The following is a 12,487-nucleotide window of genomic DNA, read 5'->3' as shown; positions in this document are numbered from 1 at the left end:
TGGAAGATAAAGGAATATGGCGATTTAATTCATGATGATAAGAAAAAATAATACCCGCACTCTTCTTTGGTGGGGGAGTGCCATGTTTACCAGCAGCACCCATATGTACCTGCTCTGGTTGCTGAGTACCGAATCTGTACTGGTTAAACATCCTGATGACGCCCCGGCGGCAGTGATGCTTACCTTGTCGGCAGAAACGCAGTTCACCCAAAACGTGGAACAAAATCCGGTGGTGGGAATACAACAGACTTTTAACGAACCGCAGGTTGAACAACAGGAAGCTCAACCAGAAGACGTGAGTAATTTGCTGACAGCACCTGAGCAACCTAATGCTGTACTGCTAGTTGAGAAAGAGGTGGAAATCACTGAAGAAGAACCTGTAGAAGAACCAGTGAAAATAAAACGTCCACAACAGCAAGTAATGAAACCGCGTAAACCTGTCATTGAGGAAACACCAGAAAACCGCAATAAGCCTTCTCCGCCAGCAGCCGTAGCCAGCACAACACTATCTGGCGAGAGCCATCAAATTGCTGCCGCAGCAAATAGTGATTCCGTGCATAAACAAAAGGTTAAAATGAATTGGCGAAGCCGCTTGCAAGGGCATCTGGTGGAGTTTAAACGCTATCCACCCAGAGCCAGAAAACAGCGACAACAAGGCATCGCCACTATCCGTTTTGTGGTCAATAAAGATGGGCATGTTCTATCTGCTCAGCTTATAAAAAGCAGTGGGGCCGCTATTTTAGATCATGAAGCATTGGCACTTATTAAACGTGCTCAGCCATTACCTAAACCACCTGCCGAGTTGTTATTGCATGGGCAAATAACATTAGCTCTGCCCATTGGTTTTGATTTAAAAAATAAACGCGAGTAATAGCGGTAACGAGCACGGCAATCTATAAGGCGAGTAGTTTGGCTAAACAGGGGATAAACTTCGCCCTGTTTAGTCTTATTCAGATAGCCAACCGAGCGCACAGATAGCGGTTTAGACTAATTCCTTCCTCCGAGGCATTAATTGCCAGACGCCGGTGCTGTTCCGGTGGTAAGCGAAGAACCAGTTTCCCGCTATAATGCTTTTCTGCCAAGGGTTGTGGTGGTATTTCACCATGAGTCTGCATGTCGCGCAGAATATCGGCAACCAACGCAGTGATACCTGCCAAGGCTTCGAAGCGCTCTTTTGCAAGCCATGACAAGCCAGGGAATTCCGCACACAAACCAACAAACTCATTATCTTCTGCCGACCAAGTAATCCGATACGTATAGTGTTCGATGTTAACCATTATCCATTTCCTCGAGTTTAGCCAATGCAGCGATCACCTGTTTTACCTGATAAAATTTGGCCATTCCGCTGCTGTCCTTTTGAATGTTGATCCGAGGGTCTCCTTGCCAGGGAGTACCATAGACATGATGACTACTGGAGTAATGCCTGGGAAAGCCAAAGTAAAAATTACAGATTTTGACGAGTTCGCGGAATTTAACCCCAGCGGGGTTAGCTTTAATCTGAGCAACCCGACTGTCCATGTCTTTCATAGTGCCTCCATTTTAGTATCATTAGTGGTATCAAATCAATAGTGATAGACCCACTAGTGCCGTTTTAAAACGACTAGAATTGAACAAATAGTGGGCATTACGGCTTCAGATGCCAAGCGGGATGATTCAATTCATGGAAGCAGTGCGCAAAATAAGGAATAAAAAACCGGGCATAAAGCCCGGTGTGGGAAAACAAAAAAACTTCCGCGAGTTAAATTAGTCACCTGGGCAGCGCAGGCAGCGTTCAGCCTCATCGGTACCCAACCTTAACTTGGACTGTAAATCACGCAGCGCAGTACGCAAGCCTTCTTCAATGACTGGGTGATAAAATGGCATATCCAGCATTTGATTGATGGTCATCTGTTGTTGATGTGCCCAAGCTAACAGATGTGCGATATGTTCGGCACTCGGCCCCATCATCTCGGCGCCGAGGAAACGGCCGGTTCCCTGTTCGCCATAAACGCGCAAAATACCTTTGTTTTTCAGCATGACACGCGAGCGCCCCTGATTTTCAAAAGAGACTTCACCGATTTCAAAACAACCACATGCACTGAATTTTTGTGATAACTCACGGAAGGTTGAGCCTACCATCGCAATTTGTGGGTCAGAGAAAACAACCGAGATAGGGCTGCGACGTAAGCCGGGAACCACTTCAGGGAATCCACCTGCATTCACTCCGGCGATACGGGCTTGATCGCTAGCCTCATGCAGTAATGGTAATTGGTTACTGGCATCACCGGCGATAAAGATATGTGGCACGCTGGTTTGCAGGGTAAGTCGATCAGCTTGCGGAACCCCTCGTTCGTCCAGAATGAGGGACGTATTTTCCAGACCCCGTTTATCCACATTAGGGCGACGACCAGTGGCAGCTAACACGTAATCAACCATGGTCTCTTGCGGTTTACCGGTTTTATCCAGATAGCGGATAAAGACTTTATCCCCCTCACGCTGCATGACTTCCACTTTCACGTCTGGGTCAAGATAGAACTCTTCACCCAAGGTTTTCGCGGCGTAATTACGTACAATGCTGTCAGTCAGTGGGCCAACACCACCACCGACACCGAACATTTTTACTTGAACGCCCAGCCGGTGCAGTGCCTGACCGAGTTCCAGACCAATAACACCAGGTCCGAATACCGCAACAGATTCGGGTAGGTCATCCCAGCTAAACACATCATCATTAACTATCAGTCGGTCACCCAGCTCATCCCAGGCTGTGGGCCAGGTTGGGCGGGAGCCAGTCGCAATCACGATACGCTGCGCAACAATACTCGTATGATCATCAACTTGTAGCGTATTATCATCAATGAAACGGGCATAGCCTTGAATTTTGTCCGCGGCTGGAATGTTATCTACACCCTCCAGCACAAAACCAACAAACCGGTCGCGCTCACGTTTAACACGACTCATCACTTCACGGCCATTAATCAGAATATCGCCTTGCGGGTGAATACCAAATTTAGGCGCTTTTTCAATATGATGTACGGCTTCGGCTGCTGCAATCAGCAGTTTGGATGGCATGCAACCAACGCGTGCACAGGTGGTACCGTATTCGCCACCTTCAATCATCACCACACTTGGGGTTGACAGTTTGGCAGCGCGATAAGCGCCAAGTCCGGCAGTGCCGCCGCCAATTACGGCGACATCAACGTTTAAGGTTTTCATGTCTGCTCCTAACATAAAAAGGGTAGGCCGAAGCCTACCAAGTATACCCTTCGTATTTGAAGCTACAGGGTTGCTGGCTACATTTGTTACTCGGCCCATCCTTGGGCCTCGCCTCTGCGAGGCCGCTGCCAGCAGCGTTCAAATCTGCTCCCGGCAGATTTGTCACCCGAATCACTTACTGGTCTTGACCTTAAAAATAAGTAAGCTCATCGAGATGAGTTCACTTGCCGCCTACCTGTAACTCCAATGACTTTGGGTATTCACATTATCTTCACTCTATTAATATTATTAAGCAGATAAGTAATTTTCCAAATCATCACTGCCACCAATATGACGGCCACCGATAAATACTTGTGGCACAGTTCCACGACCAGTGACAGCACGCAAGCTGACGGTTGTCGCATCTTTACCCAGCACGATCTCCTCATACTGAATCCCGCGTTCTTGCAGCATTTGTTTCGCTTTGGCACAGAATGGGCAGCCCGGTTTGGTAAAGACAGATACCGATTCCTGTACTTTAAAGTCGGGTGCCAGATATTTCAGCATGGTATCGGCATCGGACACTTCAAACGGGTCACCCGGCTTATTTGGCTCCACAAACATTTTCTCAACCACACCGTTACGCACCAGCATCGAGTAACGCCATGAACGTGGACCGAAGCCCAGATCAGCTTTCTCAACCAGCATGTTCATGCCCTTGGTGAATTCGCCGTTACCATCTGGAACGAAAGTAATATTTTCAGCATGCTGATCAGCTTTCCAGGCATTCATCACGAAGGTATCGTTGACTGATACGCACAGAATGCTATCAACACCGTGCTGTTTAAACACAGCGGCCAGTTCGTTATAGCGTGGCAGATGGCTGGAAGAACAAGTCGGGGTAAATGCACCCGGTAGTGAAAATACAATCACTGTTTTATTGCTGAACAAATCGTCAGTGGTTACATCAACCCACTGGTCCCCCTGACGGGTATGGAAAGTTACTTGTGGGATTTTTTTACCTTCTTGGCTAGTAAACATCTGTAACTCCTTAATTAAAAAATAAAATATTTAAATTTTTATGAATATCTTTTCGTTGGGGCACATTATTCATTTTATCACTTGATAGATCTAATCACTGATTGCTATCTTATCTATCGTCAATGGCTATCATAAAGCGGAGCACAGATGAATATTCGTGATTTAGAATACTTGGTGGCGCTGGCTGAATTCAGGCATTTCCGGCGTGCTGCCGACTCTTGCCATGTCAGCCAACCCACATTAAGTGGTCAGATTCGTAAGCTGGAAGATGAGTTGGGCGTGATGTTGCTGGAGCGCACTAGCCGTAAGGTCTTGTTTACGCAGGCTGGGCTGTTGCTAGTGGAACAAGCCAGAACTATATTGCGAGAAGTAAAGGTACTGAAAGAGATGGCCAGCTTGCAGGGCGAAAGCATGTCCGGTCCACTGCATATCGGCCTGATACCTACTGTCGGGCCTTATTTGTTGCCGCAAATCATTCCCATGTTGCATAAGGCATTCCCGAAACTGGAAATGTATCTGCATGAAGCACAAACCCAGAATCTTCTGGCTCAGTTGGACAGTGGCAAGCTGGACTGTGCCATTCTGGCACTGGTCAAAGAGACCGAAGCTTTTATCGAAGTTCCGCTATTTGATGAGCCGATGAGCCTGGCTATTTATGCCGATCATCCATGGGCCGATCGTGACAGAGTGCAAATGCATGAGCTGGCGGGTGAGAAATTATTGATGTTGGAAGATGGCCACTGCCTGCGCGATCAGGCGATGGGCTTCTGTTTCCAGGCCGGTGCAGAGGAAGACACCCATTTCCGCGCCACCAGTTTGGAAACTCTGCGTAATATGGTGGCTGCGGGGAGCGGCATTACTTTGCTGCCGTCGTTGGCGGTACCGAATGAGCGCAAGCGTGATGGTGTATGCTATCTGGAGTGCTACAAGCCTGTGCCTAAACGCACTATCGCGTTGGTGTACCGCCCCGGTTCCCCACTGCGTGGCCGCTATGAGCAACTGGCGGAGGCGATACGTGAACACATGCAACCGCGTATGAATCCAGATGTTATCAAGGAAAAGCTAGAACAGGCGATTTAAACCGTTCAGTGCTGCCACACGATAGGCTTCAGCCATCGTCGGATAGTTGAAGGTCGTATTAACGAAATATTCGATAGTATTGCCTTCTCCTTTCTGTTCCATAATCGCCTGTCCGATGTGGATAATTTCCGCTGCACGTTCGCCAAAGCAATGAATACCCAAGATCTGCTTGGTTTCTCGATGGAACAGGATTTTTAAGCTACCGGTATCCATCCCGACGATTTGCGCGCGCGCCAGATGTTTAAATTGCGCCCGGCCGACCTCGTAGGGCACTTTCATCGCGGTCAAATCTTGCTCGGTTTTACCAACAGAACTGATTTCCGGGATGGTATAAATACCTGTCGGAATATCTTCAATCAAATGAACGTTGGCTTCACCTTTGATCATCGCTTGTGCCGCGATACGCCCCTGATCATAGGCCGCAGAGGCCAGGCTCGGATAACCAATCACATCACCCACCGCATACACATGGGGCAGCGCTGTCTGGTACATGCTATTGACCTTCAGCAGACCACGGCTATCAGCTTCCAGGCCGATGTTTTCCAACCCTAAACCGCCGGTATTACCGGTACGACCATTGGCATACAACAAGCAGTCTGCTTTGACCTTTTTACCTGATTTCAGATGGACAATAACCCCATCAAGGGTTCCCTCAATTTGCTCAAACTCTTCGTTGTGACGGATAACGACACCGTTATTCCAGAAGTGGTAAGAGAGGGCATCTGACATTTCCTGATCAAGGAAGGCCAGTAGGCGGTCGCGGGTATTGATTAAATCAACTTTGACGCTCAAACCACGGAAGATTGAAGCATATTCACAACCAATAACCCCTGCGCCATAGATAATGACGTGCTGAGGTTCATGGCTGAGCTGTAAAATGGTATCGCTGTCGTAAATCCGTTCATGGCTAAAATCAACATTCGCCGGGCGATAGGGGCGTGAACCTGTAGCAATAACAATGTTATCAGCGCGTAGTGTATCGTTGGTGCCATCGGCATAACGCACGTTGATAGTATTGGCATCAATAAAGCTGGCATCGCCTGAAAACATATGGCAGTGATTGCGATCGTAAAAACCCTGACGCATACGTGTCTGTTGATTAATAACACGATCAGCATGGTTTAAAATATCAGCGAAAGAAGAACTGATGGTTCGGGCATTGTCGCTGTAGAGTGGATTTTGGTTGAATTCGATAATACGGCTAACGGCGTGGCGCAAAGCTTTGGAAGGGATAGTGCCCCAATGGGTACATCCACCGCCCACATTATTATACCGTTCAATTACGGCAACACGGGCACCTTGCTTGACCAACCCCATAGCGGCACCTTCACCGCCAGGACCCGAGCCAATAACAATGGCATCAAAATGGAAGTGCTGTTGCATGTAGGAGAGACCTATTCTTATACAAAATTACAACGATACATTAACATCATCCCAACCAGATACCCAATAGATTTCAAGATGCAGCCAACACATCTGTAAATTGAAAGATGACAGGTATAAATCAATCAACCATGGGTAAATCACCGTGATGTGTGTTGTAAAGCGGCAATTCAGTATTGGGATGATACGTTTGTATAACGGTTGTTACTATAAAGTTTGGTATATTGCTGACTATATATCTTAGATTGAGAATTTGGATATCCCTTGGGCACGATTATGGGCGTCAGAGCACAACAAAAAGAGCGGACTCGTCGTTCCCTTATCGAAGCGGCGTTCAGCCAACTGAGCGCTGAGCGGAGTTTCGCCAGCCTTAGCTTGCGGGAAGTCTCTCGCGAAGCTGGTATCGCACCGACTTCTTTCTACCGGCATTTTCGCGATGTCGACGAACTTGGCCTGACAATGGTCGATGAAAGCGGCCTGATGTTGCGCCAACTGATGCGTCAGGCTCGCCAGCGGATTGCCAAGGGCGGCAGTGTTATCCGTACCTCCGTATCTACATTTATGGAATTTATCGGTAATAACCCGAATGCATTTCGCTTATTGCTGCGCGAGCGTTCCGGCACGTCCGCCGCATTTCGTGCCGCAGTGGCACGTGAAATTCAGCATTTTATTGCTGAGCTGGCAGATTACCTCGAATTGGAAAACCACATGCCACGCAGCTTCACTGAAGCTCAGGCTGAGGCCATGGTGACAATTGTCTTCAGTGCTGGTGCAGAAGTGCTGGACGTGGATATTGAACAACGGCGACAGTTAGAGGAACGCTTGGTCTTACAACTGCGGATGATCTCCAAGGGCGCTTATTATTGGTATCGCCGCGAGCAGGAAAAACTCGCCGTATCTCGCACTTAATAAGGTAAGGAAAATGATGGAACAGTCTCGCCGTGAAATCGGCACCCTGCTGCTGGCGTTGATTACTGGCCTGGCAATAAATGGTTCATTTAACACGTTATTCAGCGCGTTTGTGCCTTTTTCAGTTTTTCCGCTGCTAACGTTAATATTAGCCGTATATTGTTTGCATCAGCGCTACCTCAATTTCGCCATGCCACATGGCTTGCCAGTACTGGCCTCCGCGTGTTTCCTGCTCGGGATTTTGCTGTATAGCGCGATTGTTCGGGTTGAGCATCCGGCAATTGGTTCTAATTTCGTTCCTTCTATTCTCTGTGTCGTGTTGGTGTTCTGGATCTTGTTTAAGCTAAAAGCACGTAAGTTGGTGCAATCAGAATCTGAGCCAGATAATTCGGATAACCAGCAGCCGCAATAACCTGAAAGCGATATGTTTTAAAACGAAAAAGGGCAACATCGCGTTGCCCTTTTACTTATCTATTGCCTGTCAGCCGCGCTTTTCCAGCAATACCCCACACTCCATATGATGGGTGTAGGGGAACTGATCGAACAGTGCTAATCGGCTGATTTTATGTGTCTGTTGTAACTGTTCCAGATTGGCGCACAGCGTTTCAGGGTTACAGGAGATATAAAGGATACGCGGATAACCTTGTACCAGCTTGACTGTCTCGCTATCCAGCCCGCTGCGCGGGGGATCGACAAAAATGGTCTCGCAGTTATAACTGCTCAGATCAATACCCTTCAAACGGTTAAACTCGCGTACACCTTGCATTGCCTGGGTAAACTCTTCAGCCGACATGCGGATAATTTGCACGTTATCGATATTATTTGCCGCGATATTGTATTGTGCTGCTGCCACTGAGGGTTTAGCGATTTCTGTTGCCAACACCCGTGCAAAATTGCGTGCTAGCGCCAACGAGAAATTACCATTACCGCAATACAACTCCAATAAATCACCGCTGGCGTTTTTAGTGGCATCAATCGCCCATTCCAGCATATGAATATTCACCGCTGCATTCGGTTGGGTGAAACTATTCTCCACCTGACGATAAATCATTTCACGCCCAGCAACCGGTAACACTTCATCGATATAGTCGTGATCTAGCATGATTTTAGTTTTCGATGCCCGGCCAATCAGTTGCAGATCAAAACCTTGTTCGCGTAGCTTTTCACGCAATTCCAGCGCCTTCTGCTGCCACTCTTCATCTAATTGACGGTGATACAGCAAAGAGGCGATCAATTTACCGCTTAGGGTAGATAAGTAATCAATCTGGAACAGTTTACGCCGCAAAATCGGTTCGGCCCTGATGGCCGTCATCAGCGCACTCATCAGACGATTGATCAACAAACTTGCCACCGGGAACTGTTCAACACGGATACGCTGTTTGGTCTGCTGGTCAAACATGATGTGGTACAAGTCATCTTCATCGTGCCAAACGCGAAACTCGGCTCTCATGCGGTAATGCTCTGCCGGAGAACGGAATATTTCCGCAGCAGGTGCCTGAAACGGCAACATCATCGTCTGAATACGGGCAGATTTTTCCGCCAGTTGTTGGTCGTAACTGTCTGTTGGCAGGATGTCGGGAGTCATGTTTCTTCTCGTCTGGCCATTATAAAAGAGAGGTATTGCTGCGGATTGTAGGGAAAGTGGGAGTGATGTCCAGTTTTGTTGTGTTTATTCCCTATAACGAGGATGGAAGTCTAGACATCTATTTTACTTGATCGTAGCATTGCGGTCCGGCCTCATGCTGTTACTTAAACACCTACGAGTTAAAAGGGAATCCGGTGTAAATCCGGAGCTGACGCGCAGCGGTAAGGGGAAGTTACGGCGATAGGTTTCAACCAGACACTGTCCGCAAGGGCGGGAAGTCATCGCCAGCTCTATTTCACGGTATTAATTCATTTAAGTAATGAAGAAGACGTGACATCAGAGATCCCAAGCCCGAAGACCTGCCGGTATTACGTCGCAATATGCGTGGTCGTCGCGAACTATCGGCCATGGCACTGCGGCATCCGCCAATTGAGTTTGGATGCTTGTATTCATGACAATTAAAAAATATACGCTGATCACAGCCCTTTCTGTGACGGCATTTTCTGGATGGGCCCAGGACAGCACCACAACAGGTAATAAAGACGAAATGGTGGTTACCGCCAACCGTTTCAAACAGCCAGTTTCCACGGTATTGGCACCCACCGATGTAGTAACGCGTGATGATATCGACCGCTGGCAGGCAAAAAGCCTCAATGAAGTGATGCGCCGGCTACCTGGCGTGGATATTGCCCAAACCGGGGGGCTAGGCCAAGGCTCTTCTATGTATATCCGTGGTACCGAAGCCCGCCATGTATTAGTGCTGATCGATGGCATTCCTCTGGCGCGAACCGGTATCATCAATAGTGTCGACTTTAATCAAATACCTCTCTCTCTGGTGCAACGTGTTGAATATATTCGCGGGCCTCGCTCTGCCGTATATGGCTCTGGGGCGATTGGTGGTGTAATTAACGTGATTACACAGTCAGACCAGGAAGGTGGGCAGATTAATGCCGGGGTTGGTTCTAAAGGTTACCAGCAATATGACGGCAGCGTTCGCCAACGTTTTGGTGATACTTTAGCGACGATAGCGGGCGGCTATCAAACCACGAACGGTTTTAACATTAAACCCGACTCACCTAATCCAGTGGATAGCGATCGGGATGGTTTTCGTAATAAAAATTTTTGGGCAGGGCTAGAGCATCAGTTCAACCAAGATATATCCGGTTTCGTCAGAGGTTATGGTTACACCAACAATACTGATTACGATGTTGGCAGTATTTCTTCCCCTGCTTACAGTGGCGATGAGGAGCGATTATATAACCATACTTATGACGCAGGGCTACGTTATGCTGCGGGGGCTTTCTCCTCTCAATTAATCGGTAGCTATCAGAAATACAAAGATTATAACTACAGCAGCCAATATGGGCGTTATGGCGAGGCGACTACGCTGGACGATATGGATCAGCGTAACGTGCAATGGGGTAATACATACAGTTTTGAGAGTGCAACGCTGAGTGCTGGCGTTGACTGGCAGCAACAGCGTTTGACCTCATCGAGTACCACTATCTCTGATACATATAAGCGGGATAATACCGGTTTGTATCTTAGCGGGCAGCAGAAGATAGGTAGTGTGACGCTGGAAGCCTCGGGCCGTGAAGATAAAGATGAGCAGTTTGGCTGGCATGAGACCTGGCAAACCGCCGCAGGTTGGGAATTTATCCCCGATTATCGTGCGACACTATCCTATGGAACAGGATTTTTGGCCCCGTCACTGGGTCAGCAGTATGGTTCGCAGCGCTTTGATATCATATCAAACAGTGATTTGAAACCTGAGGAGTCCCGCCAATGGGAGGCAGGTCTGGAAGGATTGACTGGCCCACTTGATTGGCGTTTGTCTGCTTATCGCTACAAAATTGAAAACCTGATCGATTACTTCTCCGACCCAAATACATACAAAGGGCAGTATTACAATGTTGATTCGGCAACGATAAAAGGGGTTGAATGGACAGGTAGCGTCGATACCGGCATTTTCAATCACCAGATCACATTGCAATATATGGATCCGCGTAATGATAAGAATAATGAAGTTTTAGCCCGTCGTTCTAAACAGCAAGCCAAGTATCAATTAGATTGGACAATGTTCAATCTGGATATGGACGTTTCTTATCAGTACTACGGTAAACGCTATGACAATAGCACCTCAGCCTATAGCTCGACTCAACGTGAATTACCGAGTTATAGCACGGTAGATGTTTCAGCGAGTTATCCGGTTACTTCTCATCTTACAGTTCGTGGTAGAATTGCTAACCTGTTTGATAAAGATTACGAAACGGCTTATGGCTATAAAACCGCTGGACGAGAGTATTACCTCACCGGAAGCTATAACTTCTAAGGCTGATACTGCCCCTCGCCCGACAGCACTGATTTTTGACTCAGGTGTTGGCGGGCTATCTGTCTATCAAGAGATTCGGCAGTTGTTGCCGGATCTCCACTATATATATGCTTTCGACAATGTCGCTTTCCCTTATGGGGAGAAGTCCGGTGAGTTTATCGTTGAACGCGTTCTGGAAATTGTCACTGCGGTGCAGCAGCGCCATCCGCTGGCAATCGTCGTCATTGCCTGTAACACCGCCAGCACAGTAGTACTTCCTGCTTTACGTGAACGCTTTGCATTCCCTGTGGTTGGGGTTGTTCCTGCTATCAAACCGGCGGTGCGATTAACCCGCAATGGTGTTGTTGGCTTATTGGCTACCCGTGGCACGGTACATGCTTCCTATACACGGGACTTGATTGAGCGCTTTGCTACCGATTGCAAAATTGAATTGCTGGGTTCATCTGAGCTGGTGGAACTGGCAGAGTCCAAGTTGCATGGTGGTGCTGTACCTATCGAAACATTAAAGAAAATCCTCCACCCATGGTTGGCAATGCGTGAGCCGCCGGACACCATTGTATTGGGGTGCACTCATTTCCCTCTATTAGTAGAAGAGTTGGCGCAAGTGTTGCCTGAAGGTACTCGCATGGTCGATTCCGGTGCCGCAATTGCTCGTCGCACTGCCTGGCTCATCTCTTCTCAAGAAAATGTAGTTTCTTCTCAGGAAGATAATATTGCTTACTGCATGGCGTTGAATGCAGATACTGACGTTTTATTACCCGTTTTGCAGGGTTATGGCTTCCCGGTGCTGCAAAAACTGCCAATTTAAAGGCGTTTTGACTAAAGATTCAGCGGTTGAAAAGTTTTTTCAAATTAGGGGTTGCAGGCTGGCAGGAACTCCCTATAATGCGCCTCCACTGACCGGGAACAACGAAACATACTTCGCCGGGTCAGGAAGCGAAAAGAATGATTTTGACTTCGAAAGAAACCAAAGAAACTCTTGACTC

General features: G+C 47.8%; 12 protein-coding genes and 1 riboswitch. Of the genes, 6 read left to right on the top strand and 6 right to left on the bottom strand.

Translation table 11 applies throughout. From position 1 onward, the window contains the following. Positions 1–31: 31 nt before the first annotated feature. Positions 32–871 carry an energy transducer TonB gene (locus Q2T72_RS21010; RefSeq protein WP_193784761.1) on the top strand — a complete coding sequence of 280 codons (840 nt, stop codon included), beginning with the start codon at positions 32–34 and terminating at the stop codon, positions 869–871. Positions 872–950: 79 nt separating this feature from the next. Here Q2T72_RS21010 and Q2T72_RS21005 read toward each other — a convergent pair whose 3' ends face one another. From Q2T72_RS21005 to Q2T72_RS20990, 4 genes are all read right to left on the bottom strand, one after another. After that, positions 951–1,277: a type II toxin-antitoxin system HicB family antitoxin gene (locus Q2T72_RS21005; RefSeq protein WP_083161810.1), complete on the bottom strand. Its 327-nt coding sequence runs from the start codon at positions 1,275–1,277 to the stop codon at positions 951–953. Then, the gene (locus Q2T72_RS21000) at positions 1,270–1,527 is read right to left on the bottom strand and encodes a toxin HicA (protein ID WP_083161812.1); all 258 of its coding nucleotides are present in this window, start codon (positions 1,525–1,527) and stop codon (positions 1,270–1,272) included. Before Q2T72_RS21000 ends, Q2T72_RS21005 begins: the two co-directional genes overlap by 8 nt. Before the next feature lie 216 nt (positions 1,528–1,743). Beyond that, entirely contained in the window at positions 1,744–3,192 is a 1,449-nt protein-coding gene (locus tag Q2T72_RS20995; protein ID WP_372569776.1) for a dihydrolipoyl dehydrogenase, read from the bottom strand. 288 nt (positions 3,193–3,480) lie between these two features. Further along, positions 3,481–4,212 (bottom strand): glutathione peroxidase, encoded by a 732-nt coding sequence (locus tag Q2T72_RS20990; RefSeq protein WP_083161816.1) that lies wholly within the window; start codon positions 4,210–4,212, stop codon positions 3,481–3,483. Between the two features lie 147 nt (positions 4,213–4,359). Here Q2T72_RS20990 and oxyR point away from each other — a divergent pair, with 147 nt between their 5' ends. Continuing rightward, positions 4,360–5,292 (top strand): DNA-binding transcriptional regulator OxyR, encoded by a 933-nt coding sequence (gene oxyR / locus Q2T72_RS20985; RefSeq protein ID WP_372569775.1) that lies wholly within the window; start codon positions 4,360–4,362, stop codon positions 5,290–5,292. Here the strand turns inward: oxyR and sthA are convergent. Next, entirely contained in the window at positions 5,275–6,675 is a 1,401-nt protein-coding gene (gene sthA / locus Q2T72_RS20980; protein ID WP_083161820.1) for a Si-specific NAD(P)(+) transhydrogenase, read from the bottom strand. The two genes, oxyR and sthA, sit on opposite strands and share 18 nt — an antisense overlap. Before the next feature lie 276 nt (positions 6,676–6,951). On the opposite strand from sthA, the gene fabR reads away from it, so the two are divergent. Both fabR and Q2T72_RS20970 read left to right on the top strand, forming a co-directional pair. Further along, positions 6,952–7,584, top strand: coding sequence for an HTH-type transcriptional repressor FabR (gene fabR, locus Q2T72_RS20975; protein WP_005192099.1), 633 nt, complete (start codon positions 6,952–6,954; stop codon positions 7,582–7,584). Between the two features lie 13 nt (positions 7,585–7,597). After that, entirely contained in the window at positions 7,598–7,996 is a 399-nt protein-coding gene (locus Q2T72_RS20970; RefSeq protein ID WP_083161822.1) for a YijD family membrane protein, read from the top strand. A 69-nt stretch (positions 7,997–8,065) separates the two neighbouring features. On the opposite strand, the gene trmA is transcribed toward Q2T72_RS20970, so the two are convergent. After that, positions 8,066–9,169: a tRNA (uridine(54)-C5)-methyltransferase TrmA gene (gene trmA, locus Q2T72_RS20965; protein ID WP_372569774.1), complete on the bottom strand. Its 1,104-nt coding sequence runs from the start codon at positions 9,167–9,169 to the stop codon at positions 8,066–8,068. A gap of 130 nt (positions 9,170–9,299) precedes the next feature. Beyond that, positions 9,300–9,551: riboswitch (cobalamin riboswitch) on the top strand. Between the two features lie 69 nt (positions 9,552–9,620). Here trmA and btuB point away from each other — a divergent pair. Further along, positions 9,621–11,501: a TonB-dependent vitamin B12 receptor BtuB gene (btuB, locus tag Q2T72_RS20960; RefSeq protein WP_083163990.1), complete on the top strand. Its 1,881-nt coding sequence runs from the start codon at positions 9,621–9,623 to the stop codon at positions 11,499–11,501. Then, positions 11,446–12,309 (top strand): glutamate racemase, encoded by an 864-nt coding sequence (murI, locus tag Q2T72_RS20955; RefSeq protein WP_083161826.1) that lies wholly within the window; start codon positions 11,446–11,448, stop codon positions 12,307–12,309. The genes btuB and murI overlap by 56 nt, the downstream gene beginning before the upstream one ends. Positions 12,310–12,487 lie beyond the last annotated feature (178 nt).

The organism is Yersinia sp. 2466 StPb PI, from assembly GCF_041538325.1.
Lineage (GTDB): Bacteria > Pseudomonadota > Gammaproteobacteria > Enterobacterales > Enterobacteriaceae > Yersinia > Yersinia enterocolitica_E.
The sequence above is the reverse complement of the archived record's forward strand: the minus strand, read 5'-3'. Positions and strand labels throughout refer to the sequence as shown.